The organism is Larkinella terrae (assembly GCF_009668025.1).
Classification (GTDB): domain Bacteria; phylum Bacteroidota; class Bacteroidia; order Cytophagales; family Spirosomataceae; genus Larkinella; species Larkinella terrae.
This window is the reverse complement of sequence record NZ_WJXZ01000015.1, coordinates 89,896-110,639: the sequence shown is the minus strand read 5'-3', so window position 1 is coordinate 110,639 and position 20,744 is coordinate 89,896. Positions and strand designations below refer to the sequence as shown.

Genomic DNA, 20,744 nt, shown 5'->3' with positions numbered 1-20,744 from the left:
CGCGTCGGCCGCCACTACTTTTGAGGTAGTTCAAACAAACGACCGCTTTTCGGCTATATACACCATGAAACCTTTTCTGCTCTTTGCGCTTGTCGTCGTAGTCATTTCTACCCTGTTTCAGTGTAAAAAAACGTCCGACCCGGTTACGCCCGGCGGTTCGACCAATCCCGGCAGCAATACCGCTGTTTCAGGAACCACTACCGCCCCGTCTGTCACTACCGCAACATCCCCGACCGTATCCGGAGTTGCGGCCACTTCTGCCACCGTATCGGCGGTAATCGACGGGAACGGGGGCGCAGCCATCAGCCAGCATGGTTTTGTCTACAGCAAAACCAGCCAGACGCCCACCACCGCTGACAGCAAAACCGAGCTGGGAAGTGCTGCCGGGCCTTTTCCGCAAACGATTACCGGTAAACTGACCGGTCTGGAAGCCAACACAACGTACTACGTCAGGGCTTATGCGACCAACGACAAAGGAACCGGTTATGGCGCGGTGGCGCAGGTAAAAACCGGTACCGCAGCAGCAACCACCGGAGAATTGAGTGGAACGTGGGTCGAACGGGCCAAATTTCCCGCTGATCCACGCAATGATTTCTGGTTGGTAGCCGTGAACGATAAAGTTTATCTGTTAGGGGGGTACAGTGCTAAACAAAGGTTTTACGACGCCTGGGAATACGACCCGGCGGGCAATCGCTGGACCGAAAAAGCCAAAACCGCTTTTACGCAATCAGCTATTTTCTTTCCGCCCATTCGGCCGCTGGTTGCCAACGGAAAGATCTTTTTCCCGGCGGGGGTTGGTCCGACGCCAAATGATGTAAAAGCCAACGTCCATGAGTTTGACCCCGTAGCGAACAAATGGTCGGTAAAAGGAGCTTTACCTACCGGTTTTGACCCCGGCGGTACGGCGGCTTTCGTGATTGGCGACAAAGCCTATTTTGCCGGACACAGCAGTTCGACCGGTTTTGTAAAGAAAGTGTGGGAATACACGATTTCATCCGACAAATGGACCCAGAAAGGCGATTTTTCCGGCCCCTTATCAGGCGGGGCTATCGGTGCCAGTGTAAACGGTAAAGGATTGGTCATTGGGGCTTCGGAGTCGGGGCAACCGGTTTCTACGCTGTCGTATGACCCCGCGACGGACAAATGGACGTCAGTGTCCACCCGGGATTATCTCAGCGCGGGCAGCAGTTCGAAATCCCTCGGATTTAGCAGTGATAAAATCGTGGAATACAATACCTGGACGGGCCAGAAATACCGGGACGGTATTATGCCGATCGTGTTGACGCTGGACCCGCTCAAGGTGACGCCCCAACTGACCAATCTGTTGCCGTATCCCAAAGCCTGTGACGCCTATCCCGAAAGCGGTTTGAACATGGTCCACGTCGGGGATCGGATTTTCGCGGTGATTAGCAACACCAAAGAGGCTGCCAAACTGACGGCCTGCGACAAAGAGGAAATGGGTAAACTCTACGAGTTTGTGAAGAAGTAAGCGGCTAATTCTAACTATTCAACCTAACTGATTTCCAATGAGAACGCGTCTTGTTTCGCTTGTGATTTTCACAAGCCTGGCGATAGCCATGCTTCATTGCAAAAAATCGGAACCCGATCCGGTTACACCCGGCGGCACAACCCCGCCGGGCAGCAGCACCTCGGTGACGGGCGGGGCCACCATTCCGGTTGTCAAAACCAACCCGGCCATCACCGGCATTGCCAGCACCTCGGCGCAGGTGACGGCCGTTCTGGAAAGTAACGGCGGGGAAGCCATCACGCAGCACGGCTATACGTATGCCGAAACCGGAAAGACGGATTCCAAACAGGTGAGCCTGGGGGCTACGAGCGGCCCGTTTCCGCTGACGGTTACCGCCAAACTGACCAATCTGCTGCCCAATACGGCGTATACGGTTTACTTTTTTGCGGTCAATAAAGTCGGGCAGATCAGTATGAAAGTGGACTTCAAAACCGAAGCCTCCACCTCAACGACGGTGTCCACGGGCACGGTGATAAGCAAGGCTAGTTTTCCGGGGCAAAGCCGGAGAATGTCGCGCGTGTTTACGCTCAACGGGAAGCTGTATGTGCTGGGAGGAACGGATGAAACCAAATCGCCTAAGGTTGAACTCAATGATTTGTGGGAATATGATCCGACGCAGGATAAATGGAGTCAAAAGGCGGCTTTGCCGGTGACGAACGGTTTTCAGGTGGATTACACACTACCCATATTTTCCATTGGAGGGAAAGCGTATACGATGATCACGCTTCTGGCGGGAGCTAAAATCACGACGTCCACGATGTATGTCTACGACCCCGCAGCGGACAAATGGACACCAAAAGGTCAGGTTCCCTTCATCGGCAACTACCGGGCTGCGATGGTGTTGAATGGTAAAGGGTATGTCGTTGGCGGTGGATACAGCATAACCGGGTCTAACACGTCAACGTTCCTAGAACTCAGTAAAGCGGTTTGGGAATATGAACCAACCTCCGACAAGTGGACTAAAAAGAAGGATTTTCCCGGAGAAGCCCGCTACAGGGCGTTTGGTACGGCGTATAATGGCAAAGGGTATCTGATGGGGGGGAATGCCGACAATCGTGGTAACTTATCCGATTTGTGGGAATACGATGCGGCTGCCGATGCCTGGACGCAGAAAGCCTCTGCACCTTCGGAAATACAAGGTGGCAGCTATAGCGGCCAATCCTATCTGGTGAATGGACAACTGACTTTTGTAAACTTGGGATGGAATTACTTCACCTACAATTTTGCTACGCAAGCGTGGACGACGGCTCTAGCTCCTGCTGAGGTTTACCGAGCGCCAGCCACTGGTAAAGGATGCACTCTAAGTGTATTCAATATGGAATCCATTGGTAATACCACTTATATATTTCATGAATACCGGAATACTTCGGGGACTCCCTGCACCAACCTGATGGGCCAATTCTGGCAATATACTCCTTAAACGATACACATGATGAAAAACAGTTTAAATCAATTTCGGCCGGGGTTTCTGGTCATGCTGGGTGTTTTCGCGCTGGCAGGCGGTTGCAAAAAAGACAATGAACCCACCAGCGGTCTTTCGGCCAAAATTCAAACGATCGTTCCGCAGGCCACGCTGGACGACCTAAAAGCCAAAGGGATTAGAATTAACGAAGGGTCGGCGCCACCCAATATCGAAGGCATCTTTGTGGTCAATCCGATGCGCTTGTTAAGCCCCTATAATTCAGACGATACCTATTCAAAAGGACGGGTCATTGATGATCAGACCTATAAATTCTACGAGCAGTCGGGCAGCACGATAAAGATGGAGTTTAAAGAAGGGACTACGAAAAGGCCGGTATCTACGGGCGAATTGTCGGGGAGTGGCAACAAGTTCACCCTGTTTATTAATACCAACCAAACGCTGATGCCGGAGAATATTGACTACAGTACACTGCGGGTTATTTCGGGGGAAATCGGTACGGGAGGCATCATCAATTTCCAGACGGCCACAACGCTCACCAAAAAGAACGGTGATTCGAAAAATCTGATTTTAATTCCGATCAATCAAGCCCGGGTCTGGGAAGACGGCGATCAGTTGGCGAAAAAAGTCAGTACGTATTAATTTTTATCTACACGGTTTTATATGAACACCATGAAATACCATACCAATTTCATCCTGCTTTTTTTGATAGGGATTTTGTTTAGTTCCTGTAGCCGAACTCAGTTGTTGGTATCGACTTTTGAAAATGATATAACCGGGATACAACCTAATACAGAATTACCCGGCGACCCGGTCGGTGATGTAATTCGATACGATAACGTTATTGCTCCCCGGATACGGGTTCAAAATTCGACTATTTCCGGTGAAAAGGCCCTGCATTTTACACAAGTACCCCTTATACCTTATCCCCCCGAGACCAGAGTGTGGCTCAATTTTCGGGGAGCAAGTACCAGTTCCGACAAAAAACTTAGATTTTCCTGGACAGCTCAACATCAGAATGCTGTCGATCCAGACGAGTATGTACTTATTGAACTTTCCGACGGAGCAGCAAAAACAATAGCCAGATTCTATTTTTACGCCGACGGCACAATAAAACGAGTAGAAGATATTGATTCCGATCGGAAAAGGGACTTAGGAAAGGTTGATCCTACCCTGAGGCATGTCGTTTTTGTCGAAGTGGATGTACGGGCCAAAACGTATAAACTGGATGTCATCACGGCAGCAACCAATAGCAACATCAGCCGGGATGCTCTGCCATTTAATTACAGTGATTTTACTGTAAATTCCACCAATCCCATCAATCCTACCCTTTCTTTCCGTCTGGATAATGGCGGAAACGACCGACGGAAGTACATCATTGAAGGCGTAGAAATCTCGCAGGAAAATTAATGGTTGTCGTTCAAGCGCATCGAAACCGTTCGGTGCGCTTTCCTTTATCCACCGGTTTTGGCTTCATTTTCCAATCGCTGATACACGGTTTCAAAATCGTCGCCTTTCTGAACCGCTTCCACCAGCTTCACCAACCCCTGCCGCCCGACCAGCGTCAGCCAGCGCGAAACCTCCCGACCGGCAGTCATGTAAGCCAGCATGACGCGGTTTTCGTCGCCCGAGAAAAAATCAGGCATGGATTTCAGCTCGTCCAGTTTCAGCACGATCTGCTGGCCGTGCGATTGTTCCAGCCAGTGATCGTGAAATTCGTCGTAGCGTCCCAGGCTATCGGTGGCCGACGTAAACCGCTGGTCGATCATCAGCGCCAATCCTTCGTTAAACCACTGTGGAATCTGTCGCTGGGTTTTTAACCAGCCCAGGCGGGTAAACAATTCGTCGTGGCACAACTCGTGCGCCAGCACGTCGGGATTTCGGCCGTACGGATTGATAATCACCCAGGAATCACCCCAGGGAGTGCCCAGGCTGCATCCGGCGCCTTCACCGTCCTCGCAGTAATGTTCGTATTGTTCCGGCGTCTGGCAAAAAATAACCGTCGCCCGGCTTTTTGGCGAACTCTGCCACAGGGTGGCAAGCCGTTCCCGGGCCTGATTGATTTCAAAAACCAGGTAAACGCGCTGGTGCGCCGGGGTCGTTTCGGCTACCCAGATCGATCCGGCAATTTGTTGAAAATCAGAGCTGTATTTGAGTAGTTGACAGTGAACAATCTGCGGAAATGCGGCAAAGTAAGCCAGCGGCAAAATCAGCAGAAAGACCAGAAAACGGACTAACCAACGCATTGAAATTGGGTTTACGGTCTTCGGTTTACGGTTTTCCGCTTAAGCCGGGGGCGGTTTTCGCCCGTACTGTCGCCTTCAATGAATAAAGCGTAAGCGACCGTCAACCGATGACCGTCAACGGAAAACCGTAATCCGAACGCCACAAAATTGTTAAGCAACCGGCGCATTCGCAATAATCTGTTCGGCTACTTTCCGGCCGGTTTGCATGGCGGCATTGAGAGATGGATAAGCCGTCTGGTCACCACATCGATAAAGATTCTCGGCGCGTTTCAGCGGGGCGTGGGGCGTTCCCGGATAATAAGTCGGCAGCGCTTCGGGAATGTGATAGGTTTTCAGCCAGCGCCACTGCTCAACCTCAGCTCCGAACCAGACCGTCAATTCTTTCCGAATCCGTTCGGCCAGCGCTTTTTCGTTGACAATCTCGAGTCCCTGCGTACTGACCGAAATGAGCGACTGACCGTTGGGCGCGTAAGAGGGAGCTACCTCGCTCATGATCGCAACATTATGAACGGCCGATTGCCGGTTGGCATTCAGCAGCAGCAGTTTTTCGGAGCGGTTTTGATTCAGTTTGGGCGATTGGCTGGCGGTAAAATACGTATTGGTGGTTGAGTTGAATAACCGCTTCGGCGTTTCGATCCCCAACAGCCGATCAGCGGCAGCGGCATCAACGGCCAGCACAATGTGATCGGCAGAAATGGTTTCACCGGTTTTGAGATTAAGCGTTGAACCCTGGATGGTTTCCACCGGCGAATTCAGGCGGATTTGGGTCGGCGCGAGTTGTCCGGCCAGCTGTTGAGGTATAGCTTCCATGCCAGCCGCCGGAACCGCAGCATTACCGGCGTAGAAATTCCGGAAACAGAACTGGAAAAAGTTGCTCGAGGTAGCCAGCGCATCTTCCAGAAAAATACCGCCAAAAAAGGGTCGGAAAAACCGGTTGATGATTTGCTCCGAAAACCCAAAGGCTTCGAGAAACGTTTCTGTATCAGTTGCTTCCTGATTAAAAAAGTCGTCGGTTTGCAAACCGGAAACCAGTCGTATCAATTCGATGATCCGCAGTTTATCACTGAATGTTCCCGCATCGGACGCCAGCGTCTGGAACAAACCCGCGGGTTCGCGCAACGGATTGATGAACGGAATCCATTGGCTGGACTGGTGAATCAGGGCACCGGGGCGGAATGGCTGCAGGTTCAGGGCGTCATAATTCAGCAAACGACGAGCTTCGGGATAGGCGGTCAGCAGGATTTGAAAACCCCGGTCGAGTCGAAAACCGTCGACAAGGTCGGTACGGATGCGCCCGCCGACCCCATCGGAAGCTTCCAGAAGGGTGGCTTCAATCCCGGCTTGACGAAGGTAAACGGCGCAGGTCAGGCCGGCCATGCCTGCACCCACAATGACAACGGATGGTTTGGACTGCATCGGAATCTGGGTTCTAATTTTTACAAAAATACAGGTTACCGGATAGGATGATTACTTTTGCGCTTTTAGTTTGTATGCTATGCATTTACTCGTTCTGGACAACATCGATTCGTTCACTTACATGCTCGTCGACTACCTGAAGCAGGCCGGCGCCACGTGTCGGGTGGTACGGAATACGGTTTCGATGGACGAAATTACGGCAGAGTCGTACGACGGCATCGTTCTGTCGCCCGGTCCGGGAACACCCCGACAGGCCGGTTGTCTGTTAAAGGTGATTGATCGGTACCATCAGCAACTGCCGATCCTGGGTGTTTGTTTGGGGCATCAGGCGTTGGGTGAATACTTCGGCGCTCGCCTGATCAATGCGGTCAAACCGATGCACGGCAAACTTTCGGTGATTAGGAAAACCGCCGACAGTGCTTTATTTAGAAACCTTCCAGACGAATTTTCCGTTACACGGTATCATTCGTTGGTGTTGGTCGACCTGCCCGCTGACCTAACTGCTCTGGCGGCTACGGCCGAGGGTGAAAATATGGTCTTTCGGCACCGCCAGTGGCCACTTTGGGGCATTCAGTTTCATCCCGAAGCGGCATTGACCCAATACGGATTAGAAATATTGAGAAATTGGATTACCTTTGTGAAATCTACTAAATAGTGTCCATTTCGTTGTACTTTTCTAATTTTTTTACGACAAAACTAAGACCGCTATGAACTATCGTGTTCGGAAAGAAGGGAACTTCCGCTACATTGATGAAGGACAAGGCGAAGTGCTGCTTTTACTTCATGGATTATTCGGCGCTTTGAGCAACTGGGATGGGGTGATCAACACCTTTGGCGATAAGTACCGGGTCGTCATTCCGGTAATGCCCATTTATGAAATGCCGATCAGGGAAGCCGGATTGGAAGGATTAGTTAAATTTATTGAAGATTTTTTAGCCTTTAAAAACCTGGACAACCTGACGCTGCTGGGCAACTCGCTGGGCGGTCACGTGGGGCTCCTCTATACGCTGAAACATCCCGATATGGTGAAGCGACTGGTGCTGACGGGCAGCTCCGGTTTGTTTGAAAACTCGATGGGCGGTTCATACCCGAAACGCGGTAGCTACGATTACATTGCCGAGCGGGTTGCTTACACTTTCTACGATCCGAAAGTGGCGACGAAAGAGCTCATCGACGAGGTTTTCGACATCACGAACAGCATTCCGAAATGCCTGCGGATTGTCGCCATCGCCAAATCCGCCCAGCGGAACAATGTGGCCAAGGAAATTCAGAACATTACCATCCCGACTTTACTGATCTGGGGTCTCAACGATACGATCACCCCGCCGGAAGTCGCCCATGAATTCAATCGCCTGATCCCAAATTCAGAATTGCATTTTATTGATAAATGTTGTCATGCTCCAATGATGGAACACCCGGATCGATTCAACGCGCTGTTGACCGAGTGGCTGGAGAAACAACCCTTAACGGCCATCAGCAGACAGAGCAACCTGAGCATTGCCTGAAGCGATTAAGAAATTTCCGAAAAGATTTTGAAACTCTAACGGAAATTTCTTAGTTTTCAGCTATACTGTTCTACCCAACCAAGGCTGTACTTCCGCTGATGTGATTGGACAAAAACAGCAAACTGATTGTAAACAACCGACACTCATGCTGGCCGCCGAACTAATAGACCCGATGATACCGGCCCTGAAGCCGACGGATACCGTTGGGCAGGCCCTCGACTGGATGCAGGAACACCGCGTTGGGCAATTGGCGATCGTCGATCAGGGACAGTACAAAGGGCTGGTCAATGAAGATTTGCTGATGGATGTTCCCGACGACACGCACCAGTTGAGTGAAGTCATGCGGCTCTTCGAACACCTGTCGGTTCACGAATCCCAACATCTCTACGAACTTTTGAGCCTGATTACCGAACACCGGCTTCAGGTAATTGCGGTGGTGAATGAGGAGCAGGAGTTTATCGGGACGGTTTCGGCCACCGAACTGCTCAAACAATTTGCGCAATTACTGGGTGTTCAGGAGGCCGGTGCGATTCTGATTCTTTCCATCAACGAACGGGATTACTCGATGGCCGAAATCAGCCGCCTGGTTGAGTCAAATAACGTTCGGATCATCAGCAGTTACTTCGCCGGAGCCGCTTACGGCATGCCCGATAAATCGCGTTTGACGCTCAAACTCAACCGCAAGGAAATCACCTCGGTGGTGGCCACGCTCGAGCGCTTTGGTTACACCATCGAAGCGGCTTTTGCCAATACGCCCATTGAAACCATTGATCAGGGGCGACTCGATATGCTGCTCCGGTACCTGGATTCTTGATTCAGGAGGCAATCCGTCGGCCGTTCATAGCAGAATGTTGGACTTTTCTTTCATCTTTGCAATTCTGATTGACGAACCGACTGACGATTTTTATGAAGATTGCTATTCACGGACGCAATTTTGTTGATCTGGCGACCCCATTCATTCAATCGATGTTCGATGAATTGGCCCGGCGGCAAATCGAGGTGCAACTATCTGAAGTCTACCGTTCGTTTCTGGATTCTGCCGGTATTTCTCACCACGCTACCTCGACGTATACGTCGTACCTTGATATTTTTGACGCCAACTTCGCGTTCAGTATTGGGGGCGACGGAACCCTGCTCGAAGTATTGACCCACGCTGGCCCCCGCGGTATTCCCATCGTCGGAATTAACATCGGTCGGCTGGGCTTTTTGACGACCATTTCGCCCGAAAATCCGGAATCGTTGCCCAGGCTGCTCCAGGCGCTAACAGTCGGCGATTTTCGACTGGATGAACGGACGCTGGTCAATCTCCAATCCGACGAAGACCTGTTCGACGGCGTGCCGTTTGGTTTGAACGACGTAACGATCACCAAAACCGAAACGTCGTCGATGATCACCGTGCATACCTACCTCAATGGCGAATTCCTGAATTCTTACTGGGCCGATGGCTTGATTATTTCAACCGCCACCGGATCAACCGGTTATTCACTGAGTTGCGGAGGGCCGTTGCTGTTGCCGCACGACCGTAATTTCATCGTTACGCCGATCAGCCCGCATAACCTGAACGTCCGGCCGATGGTAGTTCCGGATTCGGCGCAGTTGTCGTTTGAAGTGGAAAGCCGCAGTAACACGTTTCTGGTGTCGGTCGACTCCCGGTTTCGCACCGTCAATATTGGCACCCGGCTGAGCGTCCGAAGGGAAAATTTTGTCGCCAAACTGGTTAAAATGAGCGATGACAGCTTCCTGAATACGCTGCGAAACAAGCTTAGCTGGGGTTGGGATATCCGGAATTAGGAGTCCATTTGGGCACGTCGAAAGTTGTAATCAGCCCGTCAGAAGCGGATTATATTGCAGAATACGCAACAGTTTTATCGAATAGGCCAATAAAATGCCAAATATGGGCGTTTCAGAGGAGGAGATTGATAATACCTTTCAATTCCCAGGTCGTTGAATCAGAGGCTCCGGACTTCCGGCGCGGTAGTAAGCAAAGAAACATGAAGAATAACCTACTGATTACCACTGTGATTGCAGCCGCTTCCCTGGCGCTGCAACCGATTGATGGACAGGCACAGAACCGAAGGAACCCCTTCGTACCCTACTCGGAAGTGGGGCTGGGATTGGGAACTTCCAGTTATTATGGTGAGATCGCCGGTTATCGAAAACCCATTAAGTCAACTTTTTTAATGATGCGCTGGAGCGCGGCTGCCATGTATACCCGGCATTTTACGCCCCGGCTGGCCGCCCGTGCTTCATTTACCTGGGCACGGATTGCGGGCGACGATTATAAATACAACCGCAATGATCTCAATTCGGGCATTGTTCAGTATGCCCGAAACCTGCACTTTCGCAATGACCTGAAAGAATTCGCCCTGTCCGGGATTTATCAGTTTGTTCCGGATGGCCGGAATCCGAATTACCGCGCTAAACTGACGCCGTATGTCTTTATCGGGATTGCCGCCGTGGCCCACAGCCCGGAAGCCCGGACGCCGGTGGGCTTCGGAACCACGCCCGACGATACGGAACAACGCTGGGTGAAACTTCAGCCGCTGGGAACCGAAGGGCAGGGCCAGAACGGTGTAAAACCGTATTCCCTGATGACACTGGCTATTCCGTTTGGGTTTGGCGTTCGCTATCGACTCAATGACCGGTTTGGTTTGGCGGGCGAAATTGGCTACCGGTATACAAATACCGACTACCTGGACGACGTAGGTGGGCCGTATCCTGATCCAACTATTCTGAAAGATGATCTGGCGCGGGCGATGTCCGACCGGCGCCTGGAACCCATTGCCGCCCGGAAAGGAGGGGATCGGGTAGCCGAATTGCAAAAATACCTCAACACGAACGATCCTCTTCAGGTGCTTGTCACAGACCAGAACTACACCGCGCGGGGAGCCAACGGCGTGTTCAATGACGGCTACATGACCATTAATTTTCAGGTACATTACGTTCTGACGCCACGAATTAAATGCCCACCAATTCGATAAATTGCTCAGTGTCAGCTTATCCGTATTCGTATCTTTTGCCGAACACTAAATCGATTCGTCGTTTTTTAACGGGCTGCTGGCTGCTGACGGCTTTGGTTTCTCTGATCAGTTCAGGGGCTCAGGCGCAGTCGACCTGGGAAGTCGGTGGCGGTTTGGGGGGCATGATCTACAAAGGCGATCTGGCCCCCAGCCTCATCCCCGCGAATATACGGCCCGCCGGTAATTTACTGGTTCGCTACAACGTCAGTCAGCCGTTTACGGTACGGATCAATGCCGGTTTTGGTCAGATTACCGGCAAGGACAGCCGGTTCAACGACCCGTTTCAGCAGGCCCGCGATCTGGCGTTCAAGACCAACATCCGGGAGCTTAATGCATTGATGGAGTATAACTTTCTGAATTATTCCAGCCTGCGCAAAGTGAAGAACTGGACGCCCTACGTGTTTGGCGGACTGGGTTTATTTACGTTTAAGACCAATCCCCGGAATCCGGGCTACCAACGGAAATCGCTGTTCAATTTTCCGCTCGGCGTCGGGATCAAATACGAATTTAAACGGCCGTGGAGTTTGGGCGTGGAATACGGAACGCGGTTTTCGAGCAGCGACTACCTGGATAATTTCGGTCCGAACACCTTCGGCGGAACCAACAAACTGCAAAACGGGAACCCCGATTCCAGAGATACGTACACGTACATCGGCGTCATGCTGACTTACCGGTTCTACCGGATTGTGTGCCCTGAGTAACCACTTTTCGGGACTTTTGCTTATTTTCGTCCGTTCTCAGGATTGAATACAACACGTCAACGTGAAATCAGGATTTTGGAAAGTTATGCGGTGGATTGGCATCCTAAGTGCTTTATGGATTGCATTGTCTAATTCGGCTTCATCGCAAACCGCCATCTGGACCGGATCAGGAATTCCCCGCATTGATTCGATGTGTCAGCAGTTCCAGCAACTTTACACCCAGATTCGGGAAGAAAGTATCCTGCCCGATTCGGCCCGGAAGCAGTTCAGCAACATTATGTTTGGGCTGCGGGGCAAATTCAGTACCGTCGAACCATTCCGGCTCGATAGCGTCCGTCGGGACAGTCTGCTGCGCACGGCTTATTTTTCGTTTCCACTCCGGAACTACACCCCCGACGCCATCGGCGGCTCCCACGGCGAAGGCTACCGCGCCAAGGGGTTTGATTTATTCGACTACAACGTTCGGGGCAGTCACCCCGCCCAGGATATTTTTATCACCGACCGGAACCAGGATTGCATCGACGACAACACCGACCGTCCCGCCGATGTGCTGTCGATGACCAGCGGTATTGTGCTGGCCATTGAAACCGCCTGGACGCCGGGGCAGGAATACCGGGGCGGTAACTGGATTTGGGTCTACGATCCCATTCTCGACGGATTGTGGTATTACGCCCACAACAACGCCATTTTGGTTCGTCCGGGCGACTGGGTGCAGTCCGGCCAGAAGATCAGCGAAGTAGGACGAACCGGTTTTAACGCCTATCCCGCCCGTTCACCAACGCATTTGCACATCATGTACCTGCAATTACAACCGGACGGACTGCCGCTGCCCCAGAATCCCTACGAGTGGCTCCTGACCGCCCGAAACTTGAACTAGAGTAATGAGGGATTAATTATGAGTTATGAATGATGGACGATGTATGGGCTAACGCAGTAATTCATCATCCATCATTCATATTTCATCATCCCCACCGGTTCTTACCGTTCAATAATACATCGCTTCTCTCCCCGTTTTCATCGGCTGTAAGGTGTAATTGGTCCGGCCGGAAAGCCGGGATCCGTTGTTGCGCAGTGCTGTGGTTAATTTTGAATCAATAATCACAAACAACAACATACTTACTCCAATGAAAAAGTTAGTTTTAGCCCTCGTGACAGTTCTCGCCGTTGTCAGCTGTAAAGACAACAACGAAGTGAAGCCCGAAGAACTAGGTAATTATTTGATCTACACTAGTTTAACGGCGTCAAAGTTTGATAAGATTGAGGTGAAGTTAGACGGTAAAACCGTCGGATTGCTGGCAAAACCGTTCGTACCTTCAACGATAATCAGTGTTCCGCCCTGTGGTTCGGAAACCGAAGGAATCGTTCTCAATATCAGTCGGCCCATTGGAAGTTATTCGCTCGATGCGGTTGCAACACTGAACGGAAAGCAGGTCACCAAATGGTCCAGTTCGCTCCGGTTTGAAACGGGGAGCTGCAAAAGAACCCGGTTGACATCCGATCTGTAAGCAGAATCACATTGGCGTATTCACACATCATGATCCTCAAAAAGCCGTACCTCACCGTACGGCTTTTTTTTGCCCGTATGAAAAGATAGGAACTGACGGGGATATTAGATCGTCCGAAAAGCCCTTTTCGTCGGGTCCGATTCGTGGCCGTTGTGATACCGCGCCATCCTTCGTACATTGACTGTCATCATTTTTACACCGTAATGGTTAGCCAATTCTTCCCGTCGCGAAACTACTGCCTGACCCGGGTCCTGCTCGGACTGGTCAGTTGCTGCTGGGCAATTGCGGGCCTGGCGCAGCAATTTTCCGACCGGACTTATGGCGTCTACGACGGCTTATCCTACGTCTACGTTTCGGGTTTGTATCAGGATCGAGTCGGCCGAATCTGGATCGGGACGTATTTTGGACTAAATTATTTCAACGGTGTTGCGCCGATTATCAACCAGCGACAACTACCGGCATTGCCGGACGGGGGCGATAACCTGGCCGATTCGCCCGACGGAACGGTTTGGGCCTGCGCGGGCCATCGGTTATTCCGGATGAATAACATCACCGCTACAGGCCTGACTATTAAAGAGTTTGCAGTTGAATACGGACGCCGGGAACCGCAACAACAGGTGGTTTTTATGACCGCCGACCACGAAAACAACCTTTGGTTCGCGGCCCGGGCCGAAGACGAAACCGTAGGCCAACGGCTTTACTGCTGGAAGAAAGACCGAATGCAGGATGTAACCCGGCGGTTTTTCACCAATCCGGAACAGCGGTTCCGTGGCATCCTGACCGACTGGCCGAATCGCCGGATTTTGCTGCTGACCGCCGAAGGTCGGTTGTGGGAGCTGAAGAATCAAAAGCTCACCTTATTGACGGACAAACTCCCGCTGAATCAACTGCTGAAGGATCCGGCGGGGCATTTTTACGCCCGGGCAGGCTCAGCGGTATATCGGATTGAAGGACAAACCGTTAGCAAGTTCTACGATGTGCCGGTACCGTCGTCGCAGCTGACGATTTGCGCCATGGGCTTGAACGGCGAACTGGCTTTTCAGAAAACCGGTGCCGACCTGGACATTTGCTGGTACGATGGAAAAACCGTAACCAATTCAAACATCAGTACCTCGCCGGTAAACCGCCTGTTGTTCGACCGGCGCGGTGACCTCTGGGTTGGGACCTCCCACCACGGCCTGGTGAATATCAAAATGAGCGGCTGGCAGTATTTCAATCAATCGGAAGGCTGGCTCGAGGAAACCAACAGCGTTGTGGAAGATCGGAAGGGCGTCATCTGGTTTGGTTCGTGGGGAAAAGGACTCAGTCGCCTGACCAAAAAAGGGATTGTTCCCGATCTGAACTACCGGAAGGCCATGCCCGCCGTTCATTTTCAGCCCTCGAGCCGGATAGATGCCAACGGGAACCTGATTCTGTTTGCCGAACCGCAGAAAGGGATTTACCGGTACGACGGAACTACTTTTCAGCGTTTTCCCGGCTCCGATACGATCACGCTGGCGCTGGGATTTTACGACGATGTTCGACGAAACCGCTACCTCTTCGTGTCGACCCGGCATTTATTCATTTACAACCGTCGGACGATGGCGCTGCAGGAGGTGGTGCCGATTCCGCCTGATCAGTACGAGTCCATCGAAACCGATAAATTCGGACGATTCTGGATTTGCGGGTTAACAAAGTCGCTGCTGTGGAATGGTTCGGGCCGTTCGTTTCGCCAACTGACCAAAGCCAATAAAGGTTTACCGACCGCCACGATCGCCGAAATCCGGCGGGATAAACGCGGAAATCTGTGGCTGACGACTGGTGAAGGGCTCTGGTTTTACGACTACAGGAAATACCGGCACATTGCCCCCGGTTTTATCCAGCGAACCATCACCTACGCCCGCCCGCTGGGGCGTTACCTGCTGGTCGGTACGCTGGAAGGACTGTTTGTGTTCGATATGGAACGGTTTTACGAAACCGGTGAAGAATGGGTAGCTTATTTTGATCAGGAAAATGGTTTTCGGGGAAGTCAGTGCATTTTCAACGGTATCCTGCTCGACTCGCGCAACCGCTTGTGGGTGGCTACCCGCGACCGCATGATGATGATTTCGGAAAAACGGCTTTTTCAGTTGTTAAAACCGGTTCCGGCCCGAATTCAGGCGTTTCGGGACATGCGCTCCGGCCGGGTCGTGACGCCTTCCAACGATGAACTCTGGTTCAAATCCAGCGAAAATGACCTGGAAGTGCGGTTGCAGGAAAACGGCGTTCGCAACTTGCTGACCAATACGACTTATCAATACCGGCTGGAACGTCTTGACGGGAACCCAACAATGCCCGAGTGGTCGAAACCGATCCGGGAAAATTCGATTATTTTGCAAAACCTGAGCGACGGTACCTACCGCCTGACGGTTCAGGTGTTGCGGGCGGAAGGACTCTGGAACACCCAGCCCGTTGTGCAGGAATTTCGGATTGCTCCGCCCTGGTACGCAACCTGGTGGTTCCGGACGCTGGGCATCATCCTGATGGTGGGTGGGCTGTTTTACGGGCGGCTGCGGCAGGTGCGGTTGTTGGCGCAACGCCGGTTGAAACGGCTTCAGCTTCAGCGCCGGATGGCCCAACTGGAGATTGAAGCCGTCAAACGGGAGAAGCAGGAGGCCGAAATCCGGCGCGAACTGGCCGAAGCCAGCCGAAAACGGGCGTTGCTGGAGGTCAAAGCCATCACCAATCAGATCGATCCGCACTTTGTTGCCAACTTCCTGACGGCCATTCAGTCAATCACCTACGAAGCTGATCCGGATCGGGTGGTGAGTTATCTGGCTAAATTTGGTTCGATTTTTCGCAATCAGCTTATGACCCGCAGCCGGGTTTTCTGGTCGTTGCGTGAAGAACTGGCCTTTGTTCAGAATTACCTGGACCTGGAACGCCTGCGGTTTGGCGACCGGATTACGTTTACGATCACCGTGGAAGAAAACATTCCGATGGACACCAGCCTGCCGAAGATGATCATTCAGGGTTACGTTTCCAATTCGATCAAGCACGGTTTGGAGAATAAACCGGATGGCGGTTTTGTGAATGTATCTGTCTGTGAATCAGCCGGAAGTCTGGTCGTTAAAGTGGAAGATAATGGCGTTGGCCTGGAAAAAGCCAAACTCTACCGACGCCGGAGTACGGGGCGCGGGCTGAACATCATTCAGGCGGTTTTTGACCAGCTTAACCAATACAACGATCTGAAAAGCTCGCAGCACGTAACCGATCTGACCGATCCGGAAATCGGGGTGACGGGCGTGCGACTGGTGGCCATTTTGCCGCTGCACCCGGTTTTACCGCCGGAAGAGAACACGGTCGATTCCGAATAACGGTATGCTGATTTTTCGACAACATTCCATTTCCATGAACCCATTAATTGTACGGTCTGTCATTATTGACGATGAACTTCCGGTTCGTCGAACGCTCCGGAACATGCTTTCCTCGGTCGCCGAAGTAAGCGTGGTGGGCGAAGCCGGTAACGTTACGGAGGGCCTTGATCTGATTGAGGAGCAAAAACCGGATCTGATTTTTCTGGATATAAAAATGCCGATCCGCAGCGGTTTTGAACTGCTGGACGAACTCACGAAGCAGCAGCGTTTCTACGGCGTCATTTTCGTCTCCGGTTATCCCGACGACGCCCTGACGGCGGTCCAGAAGGCGGCCCCGCATCTGCATTCCGATTTCGTGGTCAAACCCATCGATCCGCTCTTGCTGAAGGATAAATTCCGGCTGTTTTACAACAAATGGAAAGCGGACAAAGAACATGAGCTGGAGCTAACGGCGCAGTTGGAAAAGGCGTTCAGTCACAATCCGGAGCTGGGTGTTCCGTCGGGTCCCCGGTTTTTGACGTTTCAGAATTCAGTGGCGCTGCACCGCATCGAGGTGGCCGATATCATGTACTGCGAGTCGGCCAACAAGCAGATCAATGTTTATTGCTCCAGGCAGGAACACCTGAACGTGCCGAATCTGACGCTGGATACGCTCGAAAAACTGCTGCCGCCGGATCATTTCATTCGCATCGGCAAAAGCCACATCCTGAACCGGGAAGCCATCAGCTACCTCGAAAAAGGCGCCCGCCCCAAATGCCGCCTGGTGCTCGGAAACCGCGTCCGCGAACTCCTCATTTACGCCAGTAATGTCTGGAAAGTGGAGGAAAGTTATTCATGATTGACCATTGACGATTGTCTATCGTTTTTACTTTTGACAATAGACCATTGACGATGGACAAAGACGATGGTCGATGGTCAGTCGTCAATGGTCATTTCCCCCTTCACTGTCCCAAAAACATCTTGCTGGTAACCTCCTGATCGATCGTGATATAACCGGGGTAATCGACTTTTTTGTTGCCTAAAGCCAGGGTCGGTTTGATTTTGATCGTCAGCCTCGACGACTTGGAGTTGTTGGAACCGCTCATGTTCCGAACCAGATCCGTGAACGCATCCCGCGTTTTATCGTCGGTCATCAGCTTGTAGGCATTGGCATTCAGCTTAACCGGAACGCGTGAGGCACCGCCCGGTGCCACTTCGATGCGCTGGTTCACGAAACCGTTGAATAGCTCCTGTTCGGCCAGTAAAATCTTATATTCCAACTGGTCGATGGCGGCCGTTTTGTTAGTGGGGTTCGTGATGTCGATGTTGAGCCGGGCGCTGATGGGAATGCTTTTCGTCATGAACCCCGTCGCGAGTTGCGGGTACTTCATGGGGTTCAGATCTTCCAGATTTTTCAGTTTCCGGACATCGATACCGGACAGGTAAACGCTGTCGGCCGACGTGATGTGAAATTTGCAATCGCCGAGGGCCTTTGCCTGCGAAATCTGTCGGTTGACGCTGCATTGGGTGAAGATCAGTGCGAGAGCGGAAATAGCTAGGAAAAACAATAATTTTCTCATGGAATTGGTATTCTTTAAAGATGTTGACTTTAGATAGACGAAAACCGGGTTGGTTTAGTTTAGAAATCGTTTAGTCCGGAAAAAACGAAGATTTAATTCCCCGGTTTTGTCAGACTCCAGACCTTACCGGCATGTACAGGAAGATCCTCTTGATTCTACTAACAAAAAGAGTATGAGTGGGTTATGAATAAGTGAATGGGTTGACTAATTCAAGCACCGTTCCCGGGCTCTGAATGTGCGTAAAAATGCAGATTACCGGCCATTTTCGCTGCTTTTAGTAGCCACAAAATTTTGCTGTCCATTGTTTTGTAGGTATATTTATACGTGAAGCAGAATGGGGTTAGGAAATGACCCGAAAATTTTGTATTTTTACTATCCGTAAACGCCTATTTAACCGCATTTCTTATAACAATTCCGTAAATCGGGATTATACTGATTGCATTCTATGACAAACGAATTGATTGAAGCCGACATCGCACCAGAAGAACGATCGAAAGGTAATTACGATGCAGACAATATCCAGGTACTGGAAGGTCTTGAAGCCGTCCGCAAAAGACCGGCCATGTACATCGGAGATGTTGGTATCAAGGGATTGCACCACCTGATTTGGGAAGTCGTTGACAACTCAATTGACGAAGCGTTGGCCGGTTACTGTGATACGATTCAGGTAATAATAAATGAAGATAATTCCATAACGGTTAAGGATAATGGCCGGGGCATTCCGACCGGGATGCACGCAAAATTAGGGAAGTCGGCCCTCGAAGTGGTCATGACCGTGCTGCACGCCGGTGGTAAATTTGACAAGGATACCTACAAAGTATCCGGCGGTTTGCACGGTGTGGGGGTTTCCTGCGTGAATGCACTCTCGACCACCCTGCACGTTGAAGTACATCGCGAAGGCAAAGTATTCGAACAGGAATACCACATTGGTGCGCCTGTGTACCCCGTTCGCGAAATCGGAACCGCTGAAGATACCGGAACGACGATCCGCTTCAAGCCCGATGAATCCATTTTTACCGAAACCGTATACAAATACGATACCGTAGCCGGTCGTTTACGCGAACTGGCCTTCCTGAACAAGGGAATTCGCATTACCCTGACGGATCTCCGTGACCTGAATGAGCAGGGCGAACCGCTGAAAACCGAATTTTATTCGGAAGGCGGCTTGACCGAGTTCGTCAAATACGTCGACGAAAACCGCCCTTCGCTCGAAGGAATGGATCCCATCTACATGGAGCGGGAAACCGGTTCGACGCCGGTTCAGGTGGCGATGGTGTATAACCTCGAAGCAGGAGAGAATATTTCATCGTACGTCAACAACATCAATACCATCGAAGGCGGAACGCACGTTCAGGGTTTCCGGACGGCACTGACCCGGATTCTGAAAGCGTACGCTGAACGCAATGCGCATCTGCTGGGTAAAAATTCCGGTAAGGTCGCGTTCGACGGCAGTGACTTCCGTAAGGGGCTTACCGCCGTTATTTCGGTGAAAGTGGCTGAACCTCAGTTTGAAGGCCAAACCAAGACGAAACTGGGAAACAGCGACGTGGTGGGAGCGGTAAGTTCGACGGTGGCCGAAATGCTCGAAATGTGGCTGGAAGAACACCCGAAAGAAGCCGCGTCGATTGTACGGAAAGTGTTGATTTCGGCTCAGGCCCGGATTGCCGCCGATCTGGCCTACAAACGCATCATGACCGACCGTAAGGACTTCATGAGCGGCATGGGATTGCCGGGTAAACTGGCTGACTGTTCGGATACGAACCCGGAAAACTGCGAAATCTACCTGGTCGAGGGTGACTCGGCGGGCGGTTCGGCCAAACAGGGCCGGAATCGGGCTTTCCAGGCCATTCTGCCGCTGCGGGGTAAAATCCTGAACGTGGAGAAAGCGCTGGAGCACAAGATTTATGAAAACGAAGAAATCAAGAATATCATCACCGCCCTCGGGATTCGCTACGAACGCGTGAACGGGGAAACCGTGATGAACCTGGAAAAACTGCGCTACCACCGCGTCATCATCATGACTGATGCCGACGTCGACGGCAGCCACATCCGGACGCTGATTCTGACCCTGTTTTTCCGCCACATGCGGTCGCTGATCGAGAACGGTTTTCTGTACATCGCCCAGCCGCCGTTCTACCTCGTGAAGAAGGGAAAAGAAGAACGGTATTGCTGGACGGAACAGCAGCGCGAAGCCGCTGTCCGTGAACTGGCCGGATCGGGTCGGGAGGAAAACGTGAACGTACAACGCTACAAAGGTCTGGGTGAAATGAACCCCGAACAGTTGTGGAGTACGACGATGGACCCCACCAAACGGAGCCTGAAACGGGTCACGATTGAGTCGGCCGCCGAATCGGACCACGTCTTTTCGACCCTCATGGGCGATGAAGTGGCTCCCCGTCGAGAGTTCATCGAACGAAACGCCAAGTACGCAAAAGTTGACGTATAAGAAAAAGCGGGCTGTTCGCCCGCTTTTTTTTTAGCGGGTTTTTGTATATACTACTAATCTGGT

The 20,744-nt window shown here is 51.7% G+C and carries 18 protein-coding genes; 15 read left to right on the top strand and 3 right to left on the bottom strand.

Annotation, left to right across the window (positions count from 1 at the left end; all coding sequences use genetic code 11):
• The first annotated feature begins 64 nt into the window (after positions 1-64).
• From GJJ30_RS29700 to GJJ30_RS29685, 4 genes are read left to right on the top strand one after another with little or no spacing between them, the layout of a single operon-like run.
• Entirely contained in the window at positions 65-1,489 is a 1,425-nt protein-coding gene (locus tag GJJ30_RS29700; protein ID WP_154178874.1) for a Kelch repeat-containing protein, read from the top strand.
• A gap of 37 nt (positions 1,490-1,526) precedes the next feature.
• Entirely contained in the window at positions 1,527-2,948 is a 1,422-nt protein-coding gene (locus GJJ30_RS29695) for a hypothetical protein (RefSeq protein ID WP_154178873.1), read from the top strand.
• A 12-nt stretch (positions 2,949-2,960) separates the two neighbouring features.
• Positions 2,961-3,590, top strand: coding sequence for a hypothetical protein (locus tag GJJ30_RS29690; RefSeq protein WP_154178872.1), 630 nt, complete (start codon positions 2,961-2,963; stop codon positions 3,588-3,590).
• Positions 3,591-3,611: 21 nt separating this feature from the next.
• A complete protein-coding gene (locus tag GJJ30_RS29685; protein WP_154178871.1) occupies positions 3,612-4,358 on the top strand; it encodes a hypothetical protein in 747 nt (248 codons plus the stop codon).
• A gap of 44 nt (positions 4,359-4,402) precedes the next feature.
• On the opposite strand, the gene GJJ30_RS29680 is transcribed toward GJJ30_RS29685, so the two are convergent.
• Positions 4,403-5,194 carry a hypothetical protein gene (locus GJJ30_RS29680; protein ID WP_154178870.1) on the bottom strand — a complete coding sequence of 264 codons (792 nt, stop codon included), beginning with the start codon at positions 5,192-5,194 and terminating at the stop codon, positions 4,403-4,405.
• Between the two features lie 150 nt (positions 5,195-5,344).
• Positions 5,345-6,610, bottom strand: a complete 1,266-nt coding sequence (locus GJJ30_RS29675) for an NAD(P)/FAD-dependent oxidoreductase (protein ID WP_154178869.1) — start codon at positions 6,608-6,610, stop codon at positions 5,345-5,347.
• Between the two features lie 79 nt (positions 6,611-6,689).
• Between GJJ30_RS29675 and GJJ30_RS29670 the strand changes: the two genes are divergently transcribed.
• From GJJ30_RS29670 to GJJ30_RS29625, 10 genes are all read left to right on the top strand, one after another.
• Complete coding sequence (locus tag GJJ30_RS29670; protein ID WP_154178868.1) at positions 6,690-7,265, top strand: anthranilate synthase component II; 576 nt, start codon at positions 6,690-6,692, stop codon at positions 7,263-7,265.
• 52 nt (positions 7,266-7,317) lie between these two features.
• Positions 7,318-8,115: an alpha/beta fold hydrolase gene (locus GJJ30_RS29665; protein WP_154178867.1), complete on the top strand. Its 798-nt coding sequence runs from the start codon at positions 7,318-7,320 to the stop codon at positions 8,113-8,115.
• 145 nt (positions 8,116-8,260) lie between these two features.
• On the top strand, positions 8,261-8,929 hold the full coding sequence (locus tag GJJ30_RS29660) for a CBS domain-containing protein (protein WP_154178866.1): 669 nt from the start codon (positions 8,261-8,263) through the stop codon (positions 8,927-8,929).
• Positions 8,930-9,021: 92 nt separating this feature from the next.
• Positions 9,022-9,906: an NAD kinase gene (locus tag GJJ30_RS29655; RefSeq protein WP_154178865.1), complete on the top strand. Its 885-nt coding sequence runs from the start codon at positions 9,022-9,024 to the stop codon at positions 9,904-9,906.
• 200 nt (positions 9,907-10,106) lie between these two features.
• Positions 10,107-11,096 (top strand): DUF6089 family protein, encoded by a 990-nt coding sequence (locus tag GJJ30_RS29650; protein WP_154178864.1) that lies wholly within the window; start codon positions 10,107-10,109, stop codon positions 11,094-11,096.
• 35 nt (positions 11,097-11,131) lie between these two features.
• Positions 11,132-11,836: a type IX secretion system protein PorG gene (gene porG, locus GJJ30_RS29645; protein WP_229313559.1), complete on the top strand. Its 705-nt coding sequence runs from the start codon at positions 11,132-11,134 to the stop codon at positions 11,834-11,836.
• A gap of 85 nt (positions 11,837-11,921) precedes the next feature.
• Positions 11,922-12,713 carry a M23 family metallopeptidase gene (locus GJJ30_RS29640; RefSeq protein WP_154178862.1) on the top strand — a complete coding sequence of 264 codons (792 nt, stop codon included), beginning with the start codon at positions 11,922-11,924 and terminating at the stop codon, positions 12,711-12,713.
• Positions 12,714-12,960: 247 nt separating this feature from the next.
• Positions 12,961-13,341, top strand: coding sequence for a hypothetical protein (locus GJJ30_RS29635; RefSeq protein WP_154178861.1), 381 nt, complete (start codon positions 12,961-12,963; stop codon positions 13,339-13,341).
• Positions 13,342-13,544: 203 nt separating this feature from the next.
• A complete protein-coding gene (locus GJJ30_RS29630; protein ID WP_154178860.1) occupies positions 13,545-16,676 on the top strand; it encodes a sensor histidine kinase in 3,132 nt (1,043 codons plus the stop codon).
• A gap of 34 nt (positions 16,677-16,710) precedes the next feature.
• Positions 16,711-17,514, top strand: coding sequence for a LytR/AlgR family response regulator transcription factor (locus GJJ30_RS29625; protein WP_170299304.1), 804 nt, complete (start codon positions 16,711-16,713; stop codon positions 17,512-17,514).
• Between the two features lie 103 nt (positions 17,515-17,617).
• Here GJJ30_RS29625 and GJJ30_RS29620 read toward each other — a convergent pair whose 3' ends face one another.
• Positions 17,618-18,235 (bottom strand): hypothetical protein, encoded by a 618-nt coding sequence (locus GJJ30_RS29620; protein WP_154178858.1) that lies wholly within the window; start codon positions 18,233-18,235, stop codon positions 17,618-17,620.
• A gap of 445 nt (positions 18,236-18,680) precedes the next feature.
• On the opposite strand from GJJ30_RS29620, the gene gyrB reads away from it, so the two are divergent.
• On the top strand, positions 18,681-20,681 hold the full coding sequence (gene gyrB, locus GJJ30_RS29615) for a DNA topoisomerase (ATP-hydrolyzing) subunit B (RefSeq protein ID WP_154178857.1): 2,001 nt from the start codon (positions 18,681-18,683) through the stop codon (positions 20,679-20,681).
• The last annotated feature ends 63 nt before the right edge of the window (positions 20,682-20,744 follow it).

Excerpts from the sequence above, each read along its gene's own strand:
- GJJ30_RS29650 (WP_154178864.1), top strand. The coding sequence starts at position 10,107 with ATGAAGAATAACCTACTGATTACCACTGTGATTGCAGCCGCTTCCCTG.
- GJJ30_RS29685 (WP_154178871.1), top strand. The coding sequence starts at position 3,612 with ATGAACACCATGAAATACCATACCAATTTCATCCTGCTTTTTTTGATA.
- GJJ30_RS29655 (WP_154178865.1), top strand. The coding sequence starts at position 9,022 with ATGAAGATTGCTATTCACGGACGCAATTTTGTTGATCTGGCGACCCCA.
- gyrB (WP_154178857.1), top strand. The coding sequence starts at position 18,681 with ATGACAAACGAATTGATTGAAGCCGACATCGCACCAGAAGAACGATCG.
- GJJ30_RS29690 (WP_154178872.1), top strand. The coding sequence starts at position 2,961 with ATGAAAAACAGTTTAAATCAATTTCGGCCGGGGTTTCTGGTCATGCTG.
- GJJ30_RS29620 (WP_154178858.1), bottom strand. The coding sequence starts at position 18,235 with ATGAGAAAATTATTGTTTTTCCTAGCTATTTCCGCTCTCGCACTGATC.
- GJJ30_RS29640 (WP_154178862.1), top strand. The coding sequence starts at position 11,922 with ATGCGGTGGATTGGCATCCTAAGTGCTTTATGGATTGCATTGTCTAAT.
- GJJ30_RS29670 (WP_154178868.1), top strand. The coding sequence starts at position 6,690 with ATGCATTTACTCGTTCTGGACAACATCGATTCGTTCACTTACATGCTC.
- GJJ30_RS29680 (WP_154178870.1), bottom strand. The coding sequence starts at position 5,194 with ATGCGTTGGTTAGTCCGTTTTCTGGTCTTTCTGCTGATTTTGCCGCTG.
- GJJ30_RS29630 (WP_154178860.1), top strand. The coding sequence starts at position 13,545 with ATGGTTAGCCAATTCTTCCCGTCGCGAAACTACTGCCTGACCCGGGTC.
- GJJ30_RS29665 (WP_154178867.1), top strand. The coding sequence starts at position 7,318 with ATGAACTATCGTGTTCGGAAAGAAGGGAACTTCCGCTACATTGATGAA.
- GJJ30_RS29625 (WP_170299304.1), top strand. The coding sequence starts at position 16,711 with ATGAACCCATTAATTGTACGGTCTGTCATTATTGACGATGAACTTCCG.
- GJJ30_RS29695 (WP_154178873.1), top strand. The coding sequence starts at position 1,527 with ATGAGAACGCGTCTTGTTTCGCTTGTGATTTTCACAAGCCTGGCGATA.
- GJJ30_RS29675 (WP_154178869.1), bottom strand. The coding sequence starts at position 6,610 with ATGCAGTCCAAACCATCCGTTGTCATTGTGGGTGCAGGCATGGCCGGC.
- GJJ30_RS29700 (WP_154178874.1), top strand. The coding sequence starts at position 65 with ATGAAACCTTTTCTGCTCTTTGCGCTTGTCGTCGTAGTCATTTCTACC.
- GJJ30_RS29635 (WP_154178861.1), top strand. The coding sequence starts at position 12,961 with ATGAAAAAGTTAGTTTTAGCCCTCGTGACAGTTCTCGCCGTTGTCAGC.
- GJJ30_RS29660 (WP_154178866.1), top strand. The coding sequence starts at position 8,261 with ATGCTGGCCGCCGAACTAATAGACCCGATGATACCGGCCCTGAAGCCG.